Source organism: Microvirga sp. CF3062 (genome assembly GCF_036314045.1).
Classification (GTDB): domain Bacteria; phylum Pseudomonadota; class Alphaproteobacteria; order Rhizobiales; family Beijerinckiaceae; genus Microvirga.
On sequence record NZ_JAYGGN010000007.1, the window covers coordinates 86,492 to 104,598 of the forward strand.

Annotated in this window: 21 protein-coding genes; 12 read left to right on the plus strand and 9 right to left on the minus strand. The window is 63.3% G+C overall.

Annotation, left to right across the window (positions count from 1 at the left end):
* The first annotated feature begins 77 nt into the window (after window positions 1-77).
* The 3 genes from VB618_RS13970 (at window position 78) to VB618_RS13980 (ending at window position 2,842) form a co-directional block, all read left to right on the plus strand.
* Window positions 78-1,172: an ATP phosphoribosyltransferase regulatory subunit gene (locus tag VB618_RS13970; RefSeq protein ID WP_329797312.1), complete on the plus strand. Its 1,095-nt coding sequence runs from the start codon at window positions 78-80 to the stop codon at window positions 1,170-1,172.
* Window positions 1,172-2,146 carry an ATP phosphoribosyltransferase gene (hisG, locus tag VB618_RS13975; protein WP_329797313.1) on the plus strand — a complete coding sequence of 325 codons (975 nt, stop codon included), beginning with the start codon at window positions 1,172-1,174 and terminating at the stop codon, window positions 2,144-2,146. Before VB618_RS13970 ends, hisG begins: the two co-directional genes overlap by 1 nt.
* A gap of 213 nt (window positions 2,147-2,359) precedes the next feature.
* A complete protein-coding gene (locus VB618_RS13980; protein WP_329797314.1) occupies window positions 2,360-2,842 on the plus strand; it encodes an META domain-containing protein in 483 nt (160 codons plus the stop codon).
* 68 nt (window positions 2,843-2,910) lie between these two features.
* Here the strand turns inward: VB618_RS13980 and VB618_RS13985 are convergent, their stop codons facing one another.
* Window positions 2,911-5,007: an ABC transporter ATP-binding protein/permease gene (locus VB618_RS13985; protein ID WP_329797315.1), complete on the minus strand. Its 2,097-nt coding sequence runs from the start codon at window positions 5,005-5,007 to the stop codon at window positions 2,911-2,913.
* 262 nt (window positions 5,008-5,269) lie between these two features.
* Between VB618_RS13985 and VB618_RS13990 the strand changes: the two genes are divergently transcribed.
* The 4 genes from VB618_RS13990 (at window position 5,270) to VB618_RS14005 (ending at window position 8,825) form a co-directional block, all read left to right on the plus strand.
* Complete coding sequence (locus VB618_RS13990; RefSeq protein WP_329797316.1) at window positions 5,270-6,364, plus strand: methionine ABC transporter ATP-binding protein; 1,095 nt, start codon at window positions 5,270-5,272, stop codon at window positions 6,362-6,364.
* On the plus strand, window positions 6,354-7,019 hold the full coding sequence (locus tag VB618_RS13995) for a methionine ABC transporter permease (protein ID WP_329797317.1): 666 nt from the start codon (window positions 6,354-6,356) through the stop codon (window positions 7,017-7,019). Before VB618_RS13990 ends, VB618_RS13995 begins: the two co-directional genes overlap by 11 nt.
* 34 nt (window positions 7,020-7,053) lie before the next feature.
* A complete protein-coding gene (locus VB618_RS14000) occupies window positions 7,054-7,842 on the plus strand; it encodes a MetQ/NlpA family ABC transporter substrate-binding protein (RefSeq protein WP_329797318.1) in 789 nt (262 codons plus the stop codon).
* Window positions 7,843-7,997: 155 nt separating this feature from the next.
* Complete coding sequence (locus VB618_RS14005; RefSeq protein WP_329797319.1) at window positions 7,998-8,825, plus strand: aldo/keto reductase; 828 nt, start codon at window positions 7,998-8,000, stop codon at window positions 8,823-8,825.
* Between the two features lie 16 nt (window positions 8,826-8,841).
* On the opposite strand, the gene VB618_RS14010 is transcribed toward VB618_RS14005, so the two are convergent.
* The 5 genes from VB618_RS14010 to VB618_RS14030 all read right to left on the minus strand — a co-directional run bounded on the left by VB618_RS14010 (window position 8,842) and on the right by VB618_RS14030 (window position 11,785).
* Window positions 8,842-9,645: an anti-sigma factor family protein gene (locus VB618_RS14010; protein WP_329797320.1), complete on the minus strand. Its 804-nt coding sequence runs from the start codon at window positions 9,643-9,645 to the stop codon at window positions 8,842-8,844.
* The gene (locus VB618_RS14015) at window positions 9,642-10,151 is read right to left on the minus strand and encodes an RNA polymerase sigma factor (RefSeq protein WP_329797321.1); all 510 of its coding nucleotides are present in this window, start codon (window positions 10,149-10,151) and stop codon (window positions 9,642-9,644) included. The genes VB618_RS14010 and VB618_RS14015 overlap by 4 nt, the downstream gene beginning before the upstream one ends.
* Before the next feature lie 56 nt (window positions 10,152-10,207).
* On the minus strand, window positions 10,208-10,594 hold the full coding sequence (locus VB618_RS14020; RefSeq protein ID WP_329797322.1) for a hypothetical protein: 387 nt from the start codon (window positions 10,592-10,594) through the stop codon (window positions 10,208-10,210).
* Window positions 10,595-10,684: 90 nt separating this feature from the next.
* The gene (locus VB618_RS14025) at window positions 10,685-11,230 is read right to left on the minus strand and encodes a VOC family protein (RefSeq protein ID WP_329797323.1); all 546 of its coding nucleotides are present in this window, start codon (window positions 11,228-11,230) and stop codon (window positions 10,685-10,687) included.
* Between the two features lie 105 nt (window positions 11,231-11,335).
* Window positions 11,336-11,785: a MarR family winged helix-turn-helix transcriptional regulator gene (locus tag VB618_RS14030; RefSeq protein ID WP_329797324.1), complete on the minus strand. Its 450-nt coding sequence runs from the start codon at window positions 11,783-11,785 to the stop codon at window positions 11,336-11,338.
* 96 nt (window positions 11,786-11,881) lie between these two features.
* Between VB618_RS14030 and VB618_RS14035 the strand changes: the two genes are divergently transcribed.
* The gene (locus VB618_RS14035; protein ID WP_329797325.1) at window positions 11,882-12,331 is read left to right on the plus strand and encodes a DoxX family protein; all 450 of its coding nucleotides are present in this window, start codon (window positions 11,882-11,884) and stop codon (window positions 12,329-12,331) included.
* A gap of 20 nt (window positions 12,332-12,351) precedes the next feature.
* Window positions 12,352-12,969 carry a glutathione transferase GstA gene (gstA, locus tag VB618_RS14040; RefSeq protein WP_329797326.1) on the plus strand — a complete coding sequence of 206 codons (618 nt, stop codon included), beginning with the start codon at window positions 12,352-12,354 and terminating at the stop codon, window positions 12,967-12,969.
* An 86-nt stretch (window positions 12,970-13,055) separates the two neighbouring features.
* Here gstA and groL read toward each other — a convergent pair whose 3' ends face one another.
* Window positions 13,056-14,705, minus strand: a complete 1,650-nt coding sequence (gene groL / locus VB618_RS14045) for a chaperonin GroEL (RefSeq protein WP_329797327.1) — start codon at window positions 14,703-14,705, stop codon at window positions 13,056-13,058.
* A 53-nt stretch (window positions 14,706-14,758) separates the two neighbouring features.
* Window positions 14,759-15,049 carry a co-chaperone GroES gene (gene groES, locus VB618_RS14050; protein WP_036357429.1) on the minus strand — a complete coding sequence of 97 codons (291 nt, stop codon included), beginning with the start codon at window positions 15,047-15,049 and terminating at the stop codon, window positions 14,759-14,761.
* Window positions 15,050-15,243: 194 nt separating this feature from the next.
* Between groES and VB618_RS14055 the strand changes: the two genes are divergently transcribed.
* Both VB618_RS14055 and VB618_RS14060 read left to right on the plus strand, forming a co-directional pair.
* Window positions 15,244-15,678 (plus strand): MarR family winged helix-turn-helix transcriptional regulator, encoded by a 435-nt coding sequence (locus VB618_RS14055; protein WP_329797328.1) that lies wholly within the window; start codon window positions 15,244-15,246, stop codon window positions 15,676-15,678.
* 60 nt (window positions 15,679-15,738) lie between these two features.
* Complete coding sequence (locus VB618_RS14060) at window positions 15,739-16,227, plus strand: PaaI family thioesterase (protein WP_329797329.1); 489 nt, start codon at window positions 15,739-15,741, stop codon at window positions 16,225-16,227.
* Here VB618_RS14060 and VB618_RS14065 read toward each other — a convergent pair.
* On the minus strand, window positions 16,224-17,069 hold the full coding sequence (locus VB618_RS14065; RefSeq protein WP_329797330.1) for a DMT family transporter: 846 nt from the start codon (window positions 17,067-17,069) through the stop codon (window positions 16,224-16,226). The genes VB618_RS14060 and VB618_RS14065 overlap by 4 nt on opposite strands.
* Window positions 17,070-17,275: 206 nt before the next feature.
* Between VB618_RS14065 and VB618_RS14070 the strand changes: the two genes are divergently transcribed.
* Complete coding sequence (locus tag VB618_RS14070; protein ID WP_329797331.1) at window positions 17,276-18,049, plus strand: L,D-transpeptidase; 774 nt, start codon at window positions 17,276-17,278, stop codon at window positions 18,047-18,049.
* Window positions 18,050-18,107 lie beyond the last annotated feature (58 nt).

Consider the following 18,107-nt stretch of genomic DNA (forward strand, 5'->3'; position numbering starts at 1 on the left):
CTTCTGGCCGAAAACAATCGCCTTCGTGCCCCGGCATTGCTAGAGAGCATGCCTGAATTCAGGATTGGGCAAGGCCAGTGACGGAGACGGATGCCATTGTTGCGCTGATCGCGCTGTTCGAGCGCGAGGGCTATGCGCGTGTCGAGCCGCCGGTGCTCCAGCCTGCGGACGTGTTCATCGACCTGTCGGGCGAGGATATCCGGCGGCGCATGTTCGTGACGCAGGATGCGGTCGGCACGGAGCTGTGCCTGCGGCCGGAATACACCATTCCCGTCTGCCTCCAGCATCTCGCACAGCGCGGCGCCGAGCCCCTGGGCTATTCCTATGGCGGCCCGGTCTTCCGCATGCGCCCCCATGAGAGCGGCGAATTCCTGCAGGCGGGGCTCGAGTCCATCGGCCGGACGGATGTGTCGGCGGTCGATGCGGAAATCCTGTCGCTTGCCCTGGAGGGCCTCGCCCGGCTTGAGACCCTCTCCCCTGTCGTGAAGCTCGGCGACATGGGCCTTCTCCATGCCCTCATCGACGCCCTCGGGGTTGCACCCGCCGCCAAGCGGCGCGTGATCCGCGCCATCGTGTCGGGCCAGGGACTCGCGAGCCTTGCCGAGCCCGAGGGTCCGGGCAGCCAAGAGCACGCCGGCCTTCTCGCCGCCATCGAGGGCCAAGCCCCCCAGGCGGCGAAAGCCTTCGTGGAAGATATTCTGTCGATTGCAGGCATCGCCCGGGTCGGCGGGCGCAGCGCGGGCGAGATCGCCGAGCGATTCCTGGCGCGCGCCGCAAACCGCACCGGCCTGCCGGACGAAGCCAGGCAGGTGCTGGAGCGCTATCTCACGATTACCGGCGATCCGGATGAGGCGGCTCATTCGGTTAGAGCCCTGGCCAGGGACGCGGGCCTCGATATCGGCCCGGCCCTGACCCTGTTCGAGGAGCGCACCGGCTTCATGGCCGCGCGGGGCCTCGACGTTCGCAGCTTCTCGTTTGCCGCCACCTTCGCGCGCAATCTCGACTACTACACGGGCTTCATCTTCGAGGTGCAGGACCCGCGCCGCAGCGACGGCAAGCCGGTTGTCGGCGGCGGTCGCTACGACCGTCTCCTGGAGCATCTCGGTGCCGAAGCGCCGATCCCGGCGGTCGGCTGCTCCTTCTGGCTCGACCGCATCGTGGGGAGGCTCTGATGACCGATTATCCCCTTATCCTGGCCGTTCCTTCGAAGGGACGTCTGCAGGAGAACGCGGCTGCGTTCTTTGCTCGCGCCGGACTGGTCTTCACCCAGACCCGCGGCGCACGCGATTATCGCGGCACGCTCAAGGGCGTGCCTGACGTGGAGGTTGCGTTCCTGTCGGCCTCCGAGATCGTGAGTCAGCTTAGCTCAGGCACGGCCCATCTCGGCATCACCGGCGAGGATCTGATCCGCGAGCAGATCCCGGATGCGGATGCGGCAGTCCAACTGCTGACCCCGCTCGGCTTTGGCCACGCCAACGTGGTCGTGGCCGTGCCGCAGGCATGGATCGACGTGCGCAACATGGCCGACCTCGACGAGGTGGCGGCCGACATCCGAGCCCGCCACGGCACCAAGATGCGGGTTGCCACGAAATACGTGAATCTCACCCGCCAGTTCTTCGCCGAGAAGGGCGTGTCCGACTACCGGATCGTCGAGAGCCTGGGTGCGACGGAAGGCGCGCCGAGCGCGGGCTCGGCGGAACTGATCGTGGACATCACCACGACCGGGGCCACGCTTGCGGCCAACGCCCTGAAAATCCTCGACGATGGCGTGATGCTGCGCTCCGAGGCTAATATCGTCGCCTCCACCCGCGCGCCCTGGACGGACCGGGCCAAGGCTGCCGCCACCGCCCTGCTGACGCGCATCGCTGCCGAAGAGGAAGCGCGCACGAGCCGCGAGGTTCGGGCGTGCCTCGATCCGGCGAAAGCCTCGGCCCTTTTGCCGCTGGCGAGGGAGCATGGCGCAGCCCTCCCCTATGGCCATGCTCTGGGGCGCGAGATCGTGCTCCATTGCCGCGCCGCGACCGTGTTCGACATCGTGACGGCCTTGCAGAGCCTCGGCGCCCAGGACATCTCCGTCCGCGCCTTCGACTATCTGTTCCGTCCCACCAATGCTCTCACCGAGCGCCTTCTGCGGCGAATTGGTTAGGTGCATTTCATCACGCCGCGATAGGACAACATCACGAGAGTATCGGACCCAAAAGTGGACACCACTTTTGGGATCTACTCCGATACTTCTTCTTAATGAGCGCATCGATTCATGCGGAAAACCGTGGCCACTTTTCCGCACGATGCGCTAGGGCGTTGCCTCAAAGCCCAAGGCCCCTTATGGTCCGGGCGTTTTTCCGTTGTAGAGGTTCCGATGAACGCGCTTCGACTTGCGACATGTCTGGTGGCACTGGCCGCTGTCTCGGGAGCTCATGCCCAGTCACCAGCCGCAACCCTCGGCCGCACGGTCGGCCCGACTCGTCAGGTTGACCCCAAGGTTCCGCAGCCCGGCCAGACAGGCAAGGTCTTCCCATTGAATTCATCCTGGGTGGCTGTCAGCCTGAACGGCAAGCCGTTCTCTGGCGAGCGTCCGAGCTTCAGGCTCGACGACCAGATGCGCGCCACGGGCTTTTCCGGCTGCAACACCTATGCCACCGCAGCCTATCCCCTGCGCGAGCAGGCACTCGCCGTCGGCCCCTTCGCCCTGACGAAGAAAAGCTGCGACAAGTCTGCCATGGCCATCGAGCAGGCGTTCCTCGTGGCGCTCCGCTCCTCGGGCAAGTGGGACATTGAGGGCCGCAACCTGGTGATCCGCACCCAGAATGGCGGCGAGTTGCGCTTCGAACGCTCTCTCTAAGGGTTAGCTGACGTGAACAGAAAAGGCCGGCTTTACGCCGGCCTTTTATTTTTGGAACGGCGCCTGCGTCACTCCGCGGGCTCGGCCTGACGCATGTCGACGGGAGTGGAGAGGCCGCTCTCCGTCTTCTTCATGTCGATACGCCGGTCGTGGTAGGCCGCGAGCGTCGAGCGGTGGCCAATGGAGACCACCGTCGTGTTCGGCAGCTTCTCCTGGATGATCCGGTAGACCTCCGCCTCGGTCGGCTCGTCGAGGGCAGCCGTCGCTTCGTCCAGGAACAGCCAGTCGGGCTTGGCCAGAAGCGCGCGGGCGACCGCGAGGCGCTGCTGCTCGCCGAGCGACAGGGTCTGGGCCCAGGCGCGCTCCTCGTCGAGGCGGTCCACGATCTGCGGGAGCCTGGCGGCCCGAAGCGCCTCCGTGATGTCGGCATCGGTATAGGCGTCGATCTTGCCCGGATAGGTGACTGCATCACGCAGCGTGCCGATGGGAATGTAGGGCCGCTGCGGCAGGAGCATCATGGTCTGCCCCTCCGGCACCAGAACCTCGCCCTCGCCGAACGGCCAGATCCCAGCGATGGCACGGAACAGGGTAGACTTGCCGGATCCGGACGGCCCAGTCATGAGCGTGCGCTCCCCCGGACGGAAGGCGAGGCCGTCCGTATGCAGGAGAGTGCTGCCGTCGGGCAGGCGCACGTCCAGATTTTGCAGGCGCAGCTCGCGGCCGGAATCCTGCGTGATGGCAAGCTTGCTCTCACCGCCGACCCGCTGAGCCGACGCGATGGCGCCCTCGAAGGTGGTGAGGCGGTCGAGCACGGCCTTGTAGTCGGCGAGCGTCGTATAGATGGTGATGAAATAGGTGAGCGCGGATTCCACCCGCGAGAAGGCGCCGACCACCTGCTGCATCTGGCCGAGCGAGATCCTGCCGATGAAGTAGTAGGGTGCGGTGAGCATATAGGGCACCACCACGTTCGCCTGGAAATAAGCCGAGGTGAAGGTGTTCAGCTTGATGAGGCGGACCACAATCTGCATGTAGTTGTCGACGATCTGGCCGAACCGCCGGGCAATGCCCTCCCGTTCGGCCGGCTCGCCGGACAGAAGTGCCACCTGCTCGGTGTATTCGCGCAGGCGTGCCAGGGAGAAGCGGTAGTTCGCCTCCACCCGCTCCTGCTCGAAGTTGAGGGCGATGAGCGGCCGGCCGATCAGGTGGGTGATCCAGGTGCCGAGAATGGCGTAGCCGGCGCAGACCCAGACCAGAAGGCCCGGCACCTCCACGTTCGTGCCCGGGAAGGTGAAGCCGGCCGAGATGGTCCAGAGGATTGCCACGAAGGAGACCAGCGTGGCGGCCTGGTTCATGAGGCCCACAGAGAGCGAATAGGTGCTCTCGACGAATTTGCGCAGGTCTTCCGAGATGCGCTGGTCCGGGTTGTCCGCACCGCGACCGAGAAGCTGCATCCGGTAGTGGGCGCCGTCGCCCAGCCACTCACCCACATAATAGGTGTTGAGATAAGCGCGCCAGCGGATGGTGAGCACGTTCTGCAGCAGCACTTCGGTCAGCGCGATAGCCACGAAGACCGCAGCGAGAGGCGTGAAGATGATGAAGAGCTGATACCAGAAGGCGGCCGCATCCTTAACTTCCAGCGCATTGAACATGTCTCGCGAGAAGAAGCTGAGGCGGACATTGAGGGCCACCTGCGCGAGGTTGATCGCGATCAGGATCCCGATCATCCAGGTGCCGATGGTGCCTTCCCGCGCCCGCACGAGACCGATGAACGGGATGCGAATGATGCTGTCGGCCTGGGATTCGAGATAACGGTCGGTGATGCGGCAGATGGTTCGGATGACGGGAATGTAGGAGAGCCCAAAGATGATGGCGCCGAACGCCGTTGCGCCGAGAGCAGCAGACGGGGGCGGCACATAGCCCGTGTAGTCGCCCGTGATGAGGCCGGCCCGCGCACCGAGGATCAGCGCGACGAGCACCAGATGCATGCCCGAGAGCATCACGAGGAAGATACGCAGGAACTTCGGGATATCGCGCCCGACATAGATCACCCCGGCCAAGGCCAGGGTGGAGAGAGGCAGGTAGAACGGAACAGCGACGGCTCCTGATACGGAGGCCACGAGAACCACCAACCCTAAGAGTGCCAGCACGAGGCTCGCCTTGATCATACATATCTCCTGCCAGGGTCCCTGCCCCGGCTCTTAGAAACTCAAGGCAGCCGGATCAATGGCGCTTGTGGCGAAAGAAAGGAGGAACTTCCTCTTGGGGCAAGCGATAGCAGCCTTGTGACAACAGCAACAGGCGCTTAAATGCCTGATAGGCGTTCTTCAAAACAGATTGTCCTTTTTAAAGGACGAAATAGTTGACATAGAGAACAAAATGGCTCATGTGTCGCACCGACCTAAGACGAAAATTTCCGAAGGCCAGTTTATGAACGCCCCTCTTGGCTATATCGGCGACACGCCGGCACAGCGCCTGATCCCGGCCCAGCCCATCGTGCGCCTGGAAAAGGTCTCGAAGATCTTCCCCGGCCGCGATGGTCAGCCCGTGACGGCTTTGCGCGAGACAGACCTCGCGGTGCCGCAGGGCTCCATCCTCGGTGTGATCGGCCGCTCCGGTGCCGGCAAGTCGACCCTGATCCGCCTCGTCAATGGCCTGGAGAAACCCAGCTCCGGCAAGATCATCGTGGACGGCGCCGATATCGCGGCCCTGCCCGAGGCGGCCCTGCGCCATGCCCGCCGCTCCATCGGCATGATCTTCCAGCACTTCAACCTGCTCTCCTCGCGTACGGCCGCTCAGAACATTGCCCTACCCCTGGAGGTAGCAGGCTTTGGCAAGGCGGAGATCAGGACACGGGTCGAGGAGCTTCTCGCCCTCGTCGGCCTTTCCGACAAGCGCAACCGCTATCCGTCCGAACTCTCCGGCGGCCAGAAGCAGCGCGTCGGCATCGCCCGCGCGCTCGCCACCAAGCCTAAAGTTCTTCTGTCCGATGAGGCGACCTCGGCCCTCGACCCGGAGACCACCCGGTCCATTCTCGACCTGCTCGCACGTATCAACGACGAGCTTGGCCTGACGATCCTGCTCATCACCCACGAGATGGCGGTGATCCGCAACATCGCCCGCGAGGTCGCGGTGATCGAAGGCGGCCGCATCGTCGAGCAAGGCGACGTGTTCGAGGTCTTCACCCGGCCGCAGCACGAGGTTACCCGCTCGTTCCTCGCCGACGAGTCCGGTCGTGCGCTTCCGCCCTATGTACAGAGCAGACTCACATCTGAGGCGACGCCAGGCAGCCAGGCGGTCATTCGCATCGGCTTCCGCGGACCTCATGCAACAGATCCGGTGCTGGCGCGGCTCGCCCGCGATCTCAACATCGAAGCCAACATCCTGTCCGGGTCGGTTGATGAGATCGCAGGACGCCCCTTCGGCACTCTGGTCGTCGGCGTGCCGGAAACATCGGTTTCCACCACCCTCGACTTTCTGAAGAAGCACGGTCTCGACACGGAGGTCCTCGGCTATGTCGCCTGAGATGATCAACCTTATCGCCGCCTCCACCGGCGAAACCCTCTACATGGTTGCGGTCTCGGCCCTGATCGCCACCCTTTTCGGGCTGCCGCTCGGCGTCTTTCTCGCCACGTCTGGCAAGGGTGAGCTGTTCGCCGCTCCCTGGATCAACCGCGTGCTCGGCGTGATCGTCAACGCCACGCGCTCCACGCCCTTCATCATCCTCGTGGTCGCGATCATTCCCTTCACGCGCCTGATCGCTGGCACGTCGATTGGCACCAATGCCGCCATCGTGCCGCTGACCATTGCCGCAACACCGTTCATCGCGCGTCTTATCGAAGGCGCGATCCGCGAGGTCGATCAGGGGCTCATCGAGGCAGCGCGCGCCTTCGGCGCAACCCCGCTTCAGATCGTGCTGAAAGTTCTGATCCCCGAAGCCCTTCCCGGCATCGTGCTCGGCCTGACGCTCGCCATCGTCTCGCTGCTCGGCTTCTCGGCCATGGTGGGTGCGGTCGGCGGCGGCGGCCTCGGCGATCTCGGCATCCGCTACGGCTACCAGCGCTTCATGCCCGAGATGATGCTCGCCGTCGTGGTCGTGCTCATCGTCCTCGTCCAGGCGGTGCAGAGCACCGGCGACCGCCTGGCCCGTCGCCTCAACAAGCGCATCCGCCACGCCTGATTACCAGCAAGAACATCGAACAAGGAGTCACACGATGTCCCTGAAGCACTTAAGCCTCGCCGCCCTCTTCTCCCTCGCCGCCCTGCCGGTTCTCGCGCAGCAGACGCAGACCGTCCGCATCGCCGCGACGCCCGGTCCACACGCGCAGATCCTGGAAGCCGTGAAGCCGATCGCCGCCAAGAAGGGCCTCGATATCAAAATCGTCGAGTTCTCCGACTACGTGGTGCCGAACACGGCCCTGGCCGGCGGCGACATCGAAGCGAACTCGTTCCAGAACCAGCCCTATCTCGATAACCAGGTGGCCGACCGCGGCTACAAGATCGAGAGCGTGGCGCTTACGGTGAACTTCCCGATCGGCATCTACTCCAAGAAGCACAAGAGCCTCGACGCGCTGCCGAACGGCGCGACGATCTCTATTCCGAACGATCCGACCAATGGCGGCCGCGCCCTCATCCTTCTGCAGGACAAAGGCTTGATCAAGCTCAAGGAAGGCACTGGCTACAAGCCGACGCCGCTCGACGTGACCGACAACCCAAAGAAGATCAAGTTCGTCGAGATCGAAGCCGCCCAGGGACCGCGCGTGCTCACCGATGTGGACGCCGCAATCATCAACACCAACTATGCGACATCGGGCGGGCTGGATCCGGTCAAGGATCCCATCGCTCGTGAGAACCCCAAGGGTCCGTACGTGAATATCATCGCCGTGCGCAGCGAGGACAAGAACAAGACCTGGGTGAAGACCCTTGTCGAGTCCTATCACACCCCCGAGGTGAAGGCGTTCATCGAAGAGAAGTTCAAGGGCTCGGTTCTGACCTCCTGGTAAGCAGCGTCCACCCTTGACACCGATGGAAAGCCGGCTCGTGGAGCCGGCTTTTTCATATCCGCCGACGCGGCGGCATACCTCCCACCTACCCAGTCGCTATTTGCTTATCGCCTCTCAGGCCCTACCTTCCTGCCGCACGATCAACGGAGCAGCCGATGTCGACAACGCCCACAATCCGCCTGAACGATGGAAGCGCGATGCCGCAAGTGGGCTTCGGTGTTTGGCGGGTCTCCAACGATGAAGCCAAGAGCACTGTCGCAGGCGCTATCGAGGCAGGCTACCGCTCGATCGACACGGCTTCCATCTACGGCAACGAGGAGGGTGTGGGAGAGGCGATCCGCTCGACACCCATCCCGCGCCAGGAGCTCTTCATCACCACCAAGGTGTGGAACGACCGCCAGGGCTACGACAGCACCCTACGCGCCTTCGACGAGAGCTTGGCGCGCCTCAAGCTCGAACATGTGGATCTCTACCTCATCCATTGGCCGGTGGCGGGCAGCGAGGCATACCGAGACACCTGGCGCGCGCTGATCAAGCTGCAGCAGGACGGACGTGCGAAATCCATCGGCGTCTCGAATTTCATGGTGCCGCACCTGCAGCGCGTGATCGACGAGACCGGCGCGACGCCTGCGGTCAATCAGATCGAGCTGCATCCGCGGTTCCAGCAGAAGGAGCTGAGCGCCTTCCATAAGGCGAACGGCATCGTCACGGAATGCTGGGGCCCACTCGGCCAGGGCACGATCCTGGCTGATGAAACCTTCGCCACGATTGGCCGCAAGTACGGCAAGACATCCGCTCAGGTCATCCTGCGCTGGCACCTCGACAACGGCTTCGTGGTCATTCCGAAATCCGTGACGCCGTCGCGCATCCGCGAGAACATCGACGTGTTCGACTTCCACCTCGATGCGGACGACATGCGCGCCATCGAGCGCCTCGACAGCGCCTCGGGTCGCGTGGGACCCGACCCGGCGGTGTTCGCCTGATCGTCAGGAATGCGCGCTACAGGCGGCTCTTCGCCGGGTCGCTTGTCGCTTCGAGCTGCCGGTAGATCGTCTCTGCGATGGGGAGCAGCTGCGCGCGCTCCGCTTTTGCGGTGACCACGTAGGACAGGCCGTTATCGATCCAGGAGAACGCGGATACATCGTCGCGCGACTCGAAGCGGAACGACGTCTGCTCTTCGGTTCCGCCCGACCGCGCATAAAGCGTGAGACGGTTGCCGCCCGCATTCTCGTACATGAAGAGAGCCGCCGCCTCGCCGCTGTCCGGGAGAAGCCGTCCGCCGATGAGCCGGTAGCCCTGCACCGTCAGGTTCGGAGCAGTGAGCGGCTTGCCGACGCGACGGGACAGCCATTGCACGAGATGCGCCTCCTGCTCGGCCGGCACCTCGACCGGATGCAGGCGCTCGCCGACATAGATCCGATGCGCCGCAATGGCATTGCCTGCAACGCTTGTCCCTGCCCGATGGTCTGATCCGACCCACCAGACCCCGCCCGCAGCTCCCAGGACAGTGCCGATGAAGAGCCCCGCCACGGCGGCCGCAACGGCCGCATTACGGCCCCATGACGGACGGCGCTGCGCGGCCATGAGATTGGCAATCCGCAGGCGCGAGGGAACAGGCTCCGCGGCCTTGAAGGCCAACCGGGCGCGCAGGGCCTCGCGCAGGTCGATCTCGAGCTTGACCTGATCGGCCAGGGCAGGATGGTCGTCCAGATAAGCCCTGACTGCCTCGTGCCGCGACGAGCCAAGCCTTCCGTCCACGAAAGCCTGCAGATCATCTTCTCCGATGGGTCGCTCGCCCGTCACTTCACTCTCCTTAAGGCGGTGCTACGCCCGTTCTCCATGAATTCCCGCAGCCGCGCCCGCGCCCGGCTCAGGCGCGACATCACTGTGCCGAGCGGAATCCCCAAAACCTTTGAGGCCTGCTCGTAGGACAAGTCCTCGATGCCAACCAGCAGCAGAAGCGAACGCTGCTCCTCTGGCAGGGCATCGAGCCCTGCGAGAACGTCGCGCAGGCCGGCATGGCTCTCGGGATTCGTCCCGGGCGCCTGAATGTCGTTCAGGGCCTCCTCTCCCACCTGAGTCCCGCGTGTCTTGCGCTGCCTGATCCCGTTAAGGAACAGGTTGCGCTGGATCGTGAAGAGCCAGGCTCGCAGGTCGCCCTCCTGGCGGCGCTGGCTCCACCGGCTGATCGCACGCTCCAGGGTGTCCTGAACGAGATCGTCCGCCGCCTCGTGGTCGCGCAGCAGGGCCCAGGCGTAACGCCTCAGGGCCGGGATCTGCGGTTCGAGAAGGGAGGCGATCTCGTCCAAGGTCAGCTCTCACATGGCGGCATCATTCAAGAATGAACCGCCGATCTCAGCAAGTCTCAGGGCATCGCCACATGCCAGACGTTGTTGACGCCGTCGCCTGTGACCTCGCCGGGCTTCGTATCCTTCACCCAGAGATAAAGCGGCTTGCCCTTGTAGGCCCATTGTTTGGAGCCGTCGTCGCGGGTGACCACGCTCCACTCGCCGGAGGCCGGTGCATTCGCGGCGGCCATCAGCGGCGGCCAGTTCTGGGCGCATTGGCCATTGCAGGCCGACTTGCCGGCCGTGTCGCGATCGAAGGTGTAGAGCGTCATGCCCTTGGCATCAACGAGGGCCTTGCCCTTGCTCGTATCGGCGACCTTCGCGGGGGCGGCGGTCTGGGCAAAAGCAACGGATGCGGCGATGAGGGCTCCGACCAGGGTGGCAGGGCGCAGGATCTGTTTCATGGATGTTCTCCAAGGTCAGGTTTGACCACAACCTGTAAGACACGCGGCAGAGCTGCTTATTCCCGGAAGCTTGACAATATTCCCTGTGTCTCACCGGCCCATGGGGTGAAACCGCGACGGGTCATCAAGGGGCTCGCGCAGTTCGATCCGGTGGCGGCCGTTGTCGCGGATCTGCGCCGTCCGGTAGGATCCGTTCAATTCGTCCTGCGGCGGCTGGAGAATGTCGACTCCAGCCTCGTCGAGGCGCCTCACCTCGCGGTCGACATCCGGCACGAGCAAGCTGACGACGGGTGCCTTTGTCACCTGCACGGCTGCCGTCGCCTCAGGCTCCTGCTGCAGGATGTGATCCGCCTCGGAAATCTCAATTAGGAAGCCGCTGCGCTCTAGTACCGCCTTGCGTCCTGCCACGAGGCTCTGGCTGCCGAGCAGCCGGAAACCCAGCTTGTCCTGGTACCAGCTGACGCTCTCGTCGAAATCCGGCGTGCGGATTGAGGCCGAACTCGGACGAGGATCAGTGTCGGCCAGCGCCGGTAATAAGACCGAGAGGCCGAAGCAGGCGATGATCAGCTGTGCCGCAAGAAGAACCTGTCGCAGGCTCTGCCACCCTTTCGAAACAATTGATTGTCCTGCTCTCACGTCTCGACCCTCGCTTAGTCAGCTATCGCTTAGCCGTATACACATGAACGCGCAGCGCGGCAGATCGTTTAGCAATGGGCTGAACCGTCGAGCTATGCGGTCAAGTCATTCCTGGATGAGCTTGAGCAGCAGAGCCGACAATTGCCCGGCTTCCTTGTCGGTGAGCTTCGCGCTGATGAAACGGTTGATCGCCGCGCCATAGACGCTCCACATCCGCCATTGAAGGGCCTTGCCCTCCTCGGTGATCTCGATCAGCTGGCGCCGCTTGTCGCCCGGAAAGGGGATGCGGCGCACCAGCCCCTCGTTCTCCATGCGATCGAGCAGCCTTGAGAGGTTGTACTGCTCGAAGAGCACAGCCTCCTCGATCTCACGCGGGGTGAGCCGTCCCTCCGGTCCCCGCTTCAGTTCGAGCAGCACATCGTACCAGTGCAGGGATGGAAAGCCGGCACTCTTCAGCTCCGCCTCGATCCGTCCCACCACCGTGCGCTCCGCCCGGATGAGACGCCCCCAGGCCCTGATAACGGCGGCAGATGGCTCCGGACCGTGTTCTTGCATCGTGGCAAAGCTTTCCTGTTTTTAATGCAACTGCATTAAGATTGACAGTTCCATGCATCTGCATCAAAACCATATGCACTTGCATGGAGATTGGCAATGTCAAACGCTCAGCCTACCAATTCCGACTATGCAGCCCTGCTCCTCAGGGTTGCTCTCGGCATCATGTTTATCGCCCACAGCCTCGTGCTGAAGTGGATGACCTTCACGCTTGCCGGCACGGCACAGTATTTCGAATCCCTCGGCCTGCCCGCCTTCTTGGCCTATGCCACCTTCTGGGCTGAGCTCATCGGCGGCATCCTGCTCGTGCTTGGCGTTCAGAGCCGCTGGGTCGCTCTCGGCCTGCTACCGGTTCTCTTCGGCGCAGCCTGGGTTCATATCGGCAACGGTTGGGTCTTCTCGGCCCAAGGCGGCGGCTGGGAATACCCGCTTTACCTGATCGTGCTCTCCGTTGCACAAGCACTGCTCGGTGACGGGGCCTATGCCCTGAAGCCCTCCCGCAAGTTTTCCCTCTCCCCCGCCCCGGCATCGCTCAAGGCAGCGGCCTAATCCAACCTCCGAGGATTATCATGAAGCTTTATTATTTTCCTGGCGCCTGCTCGCTCGCACCTCACATCGTGGCCCGCGAGGCCGGCATTGCCCTCACCCTCGAGAAGGTGGATCTCGCCAACCGCACCACAGAGACCGGCGCGAGCTACACCGCTATCAACCCGAATGGCTATGTTCCGGCTCTCGGTCTGCAGGAAGGCTCCGTGCTCACCGAGGCCAGTGTCATCATCCAGTACCTGGCTGACAGCCAGCCTGCCGCAGACCTTGCGCCGGCCCACGGCACCATGGAGCGTTACCGCCTTCTCGAGTGGATCGGCTTCATCAGCACCGAGATCCACAAGGGTTTCGGCCCTCTCTGGAATCCGGCAACGCCGGATGCCGTGAAGATCGCCACCAAGGAGCGTCTGGCCAGCCGCTTCGCCTATCTCGATAAAAAGCTGGGCTCGCAGCCATTCCTGATGGGCGACACATTCACCATCGCCGACGCCTACCTGTTCACCGTGGTGAACTGGACGAATTTCCACGCCATCGACATCTCGCCCTTCCCGAACCTGCAAGCCTTCCAGGCCCGCATCGCCGCGCGTCCGGCCGTGCAGCAGGCGCTTGAGGCGGAAGGCTTGGTGAAGAAGGCGGCATGAAGCTGATCTGAGCTGATCTAGATGACAAAAAAAGCCCCGGAGAAATCCGGGGCTTCTTCATTCTTAGGCTGTGGTGCTTGGACTTCTTAGAAGTCCATGCCGCCCATGCCGCCCATGCCGCCGCCGCCCGGCATCGCCGGACCGTTGTCGCGCTTGGGAGCCTCGGCAACCATAGCCTCGGTGGTCACGAGCAGGCCGGCAATCGAAGCTGCGTCCTGCAGAGCGGTGCGAACCACCTTGGCCGGATCGACGATACCGGCCTGGAGCATGTCCACGAACTCTTCCGTCTGGGCGTTGAAGCCATAAGTGTCCGACGAGGTGTTGTCGTTGATCTTGCCGACAACGATCGAGCCTTCGACGCCGGCGTTCTCGGCGATCTGGCGGATCGGAGCCTCAAGAGCACGCAGCACGATCTTGATGCCGGCCTGAACGTCCGGGTTGTCGGTCTTGAGCTTCGCAACCGCAACCTTGGCGCGCAGCAGAGCCGTGCCGCCGCCGGGGACGATGCCTTCTTCCACCGCAGCGCGGGTGGCGTTCAGAGCGTCATCCACGCGGTCCTTCTTCTCCTTCACCTCGACCTCGGTCGCGCCGCCGACGCGGATCACCGCGACGCCGCCTGCGAGCTTGGCCAGACGCTCCTGGAGCTTCTCACGGTCGTAGTCCGAGGTGGTCTCCTCGATCTGCGCCTTGATCTGCGAAACGCGAGCCTCAATGTCGGCCTTCTGGCCGGCGCCGTCGATGATCGTGGTGCTTTCCTTGTCGATGCGAACGCGCTTGGCACGGCCGAGCATCGCAAGCTGCACGGTCTCGAGCTTGATGCCGAGGTCTTCCGAGATCGTCTGACCGGCGGTCAGGACGGCGATGTCCTCGAGCATGGCCTTGCGGCGATCACCGAAGCCCGGAGCCTTCACGGCTGCGATCTTGAGGCCGCCGCGGAGCTTGTTGACCACCAGCGTGGCCAGAGCCTCGCCTTCCACGTCCTCAGCGATGATCAGCAGCGGCTTGCCGGTCTGAACGACAGCCTCGAGGATCGGCAGCATGGGCTGCAGCGAGGAGAGCTTCTTCTCGTGGATGAGGATGTAGGGATCCTCAAGCTCGGCCACCATCTTCTCAGCGTTGGTGATGAAGTACGGCGAGAGGTAGCCGCGGTCGAACTGCATACCTTCCACGACGTCGAGCTCGGTCTCGGCGGTCTTGGCTTCCTCGACGGTGATGACACCCTCGTTGCCGACCTTCTGCATGGCATGGGCGATCATCTCGCCGATGTCCTTGTCGCCGTTGGCCGAAATCGTGCCGACCTGGGCAACCTCGTCGGAGGACTTCACCTTCTTGGCGCGGGACTGGATGTCCTTCACGGCCTCGGCGGTGGCAAGATCAATGCCGCGCTTGAGGTCCATGGGGTTCATGCCGGCGGCAACCGCCTTGGCGCCCTCGCGGACGATGGCCTGGGCGAGAACCGTCGCCGTGGTGGTGCCGTCACCGGCGATGTCGTTGGTCTTCGAGGCCACTTCGCGCACCATCTGGGCGCCCATGTTCTCGAACCTGTCGGCGAGCTCGATCTCCTTGGCGACGGTGACGCCGTCCTTGGTGATGCGCGGAGCGCCGAAGGACTTCTCGATCACCACGTTACGGCCCTTGGGACCGAGGGTAACCTTCACGGCATCGGCGAGGATATCGACGCCACGGAGCATCTTGTCACGGGCATCGGAGGAGAACTTAACGTCTTTGGCAGCCATGGGCTTTGCCTCCAGGTATGTTCAAAAAATTCAGGAAAGGGCTTTTGGCGAACTTACTTCGCGACGACGCCCATGATGTCGGATTCCTTCATGATCAGGAGATCCTGACCATCGATACGCACCTCGGTGCCGGACCACTTGCCGAAGAGCACGCGATCGCCGGCCTTCACGTCGAGGGCGACAACCTTGCCGCTCTCGTCACGGGCGCCGGGGCCGACGGCGACGATTTCGCCCTCTTGCGGCTTTTCCTTGGCGGTGTCCGGGATGATGATGCCGCCGGCCGTCTTCTCTTCGGCTTCGATGCGGCGGACGACGACGCGGTCGTGCAGCGGACGGAACTTCATGGAACTTCCCCTTTGACTGTTGGGGCGACCCCTGTGGCCACACCCTGGTCTTACGGCTGTTAGCACTGTTCGTTGACGAGTGCTAACGCTGGTCGCGAGATAGGCATAAGCTGATTGGGAGTCAAGGCACCTGCCTCAAGGTCAGGCTCAGAAAGAGGCCTTGACGCAGTATAGGGGCGGGTCATGATCTTTTCATGACCGACCTGGAAGCCATCGGCAGGAGTTGCTTCGCTCTGCATGCACGCATGACGGCACGGCTCCTGAGCCGGACCTACGAGGCGGCTCTGCGCCCTATAGGCCTCAAGCTGCCCCAGTTCGGTATCCTGGGCGCTATCGGGCATGGAACAACTGTGTCCGAAACAGTCCTGGCCGAGCGACTGGGGCTGGAGCGCACAACCCTTGTTCGCAACCTGAAGCTCCTGATCCAGAACGGCTGGGTCGAACCCATGCCCGGAGATGGACGCGGCTTGCGGCACAGACTGACCCCCGCGGGCCAAGCCCTCCTCGAAGCCGCCATCCCCCTCTGGCAAGAGGCTCAGTCCCAGGTAGAGGCTCGGCTCAAGGACGTGGAGGGAGATGAGGCCCGCAGGGCCATGCGGGCTCTGAGAAAGGCCTCTTACTGTCCATAATGCTCATTGCAGGATCCCGCCCTTTTCCATACTGTGTATATGCACAAATGGGAGAGAGCGATGCTTGAGCGGGTTCACGGGATCGTATCGCGGGACGTTCTGACGGCCGAGCCAGGGCTGATGTTCCTGCGCAGCATGCTCGAAGGCCGTCATCCGGCCCCGCCCTTCTCCCGCTCCACCAATGTCTACATGACCCAGGTGGACGAAGGCCGGGTTATCTTCGAGGGCGAGCCGACGGAGGCGTTCTTCAACCCGCTCGGAACGATCCATGGCGGCTGGACATCCGCCATCCTCGACAGCGCCATGGCCTGCGCGGTCCACACGACGCTTGCTGCCGGCCAGGGCTATACGACGGTGGAGATGAAGCTGAACTTTGTCAGGCCGATTCTGCCGAACATGGGCAAGGTGACCTGCGAGGGCACTCTCATCCATCGAGGAGGAACGCTGGCGACCTCCGAGGGCAAACTTTTTGATGCCAAGGGCAGGCTTCTGGCGCACGGTACCGAGACCTGCATGATCTTCGACGCGACAGCCCGTAAGGCGGCTTAACGCTTCGAAGTCATCGCCGCCGCCGCGACGATCAACAGGCCGCCGCCGAGTGTGGCCCAGGTCGGAATTTCGCTGAACACCCCGTAGCCAATCAGCACGGCCCAGATCAGGGCGGTGTATTCGAGCGGGGCCAGCCGCGCCGCCTCGGCCTTGGCATAGGCCGTGACCATCAGCATGTGGCCCATGAAGCCTAAGAGCCCCATGAGCATGAACCAGCCCAGGTGCATGAGATCGAGCGACTGCCAGACGAAGAGCGCGAAGGGCGCCACGAGAATGGCCGGACCGATATTCTGGAAGACCACGATGTGCAGAAACTTATCGCGCTGCGCGCGCTGGCGCAGCAGCACAAGGCTGAGTGCATAGGTGACGGCCGATGTCAGCGCTGCGGCGACTCCGGTCCAGGACCTTGCGGAATTGGCTTCCTCGGTCTGCCCGAGAACAACGATGAGCGTTCCGGCGAACCCGATGCCGATCGCCCCGATGATCCGGATATCAACGCGCTCCTTCAGCATCAACAGCCCGAAGAGGGCAATGAACATGGGCGAGAGGAAGGACAGGACGAGGGTCTCGGCCAGGGGCAGTTGACCTAGCGCATAGAAGAAGCTGACGGCGGTCACCACGGCGATGACCGACCGGAACGCGTTGGCGATCACCGTCTCGCGGCTCGGCCAGCCGGGCCGCATGATGGACACGACGGCGGCCACGATGAGGGAGCCGCAGGCGAAGCGCAGGAAAGCCACCTGGAAGATCGGGTAAAAGGCGGCCATTCCCTTGATGACCGCGTCCATGATGGACAGGACCGCGATGCCCGAGGCTGCCCGCAGGGCGGGACCGAATTTCATGATGTTACGACGTGTGAAAAAGCAGCGTCCGGGATGAGCGCCGTCGAAGCGAAGGCTCTTACAGCACTTTCCGGAAGGCTTCACGCTTCTTTTCACAGGATTGACAGGAAAGCGATCCTGGGCTCCGCGCTTAAATTCATGCGAGCTTGGCGGAAACAAAAGCCGCGCTTGCCGTTTACTCTGCAAAACAGCAACAGGAAACTTCAATGCGTGCTTGGATCCCTTGGTCTGCAATGCTTTTGGCCGCCCTCCTGCCGGCTGCGGTCTCGGCGCAGCCGATGGGCCGCGCCGGACAGTTCTACGGCAACACCTACATCTCCTCGGAATATGACAACTATCCCTACGCTCGGTCCCAGGACGGATACGCGGAGGATTATCCGCTCGTCACGCGTCCTTCGTCCCGATCCCAGGTCTATCGCAGCGAGCGCACCACCGGCTATCCGTATGACGTGCGCTCCACCGGCAGCGTCGTCGCCTCCCTGCCGCAGGATTACGGCAACGGCACGGGCTACGACAACAGCATCGATTATGCGATCTCGCCGGAATTCCAGCGCCAGATTGTGTCCTACCGCGGCAACGAGCGCCCGGGCACAATCGTCGTCGATACCAACAACAAGTTCCTCTACCTCGTGCAGGACAGCGGCCGCGCCATCCGCTATGGGATCGGCGTCGGCCGCGAAGGCTTTGAGTGGAGCGGGCGCCAGACCGTTTCCATGAAGCGCGAATGGCCGTCCTGGCGTCCACCGGCCGAGATGATCCGCCGCCGCCCCGACCTTCCTCGGTTCATGGAAGGCGGCCCCGACAACCCCCTCGGCGCGCGTGCGCTCTATCTCGGATCCTCGCTCTATCGCATTCACGGCACCAACGAGCCGCACACCATCGGGCAAGCTGTTTCCTCGGGCTGCATCCGCATGCTCAACGAGGATGTGGTCGACCTCTACAACCGCGTGAAGGTCGGCACGAGCGTGATCGTGATCTGATCGCGAGCGGAGTCACACCATCTTACGATGGCCGGGCTCAAGCCCGGCCATCTGCTTT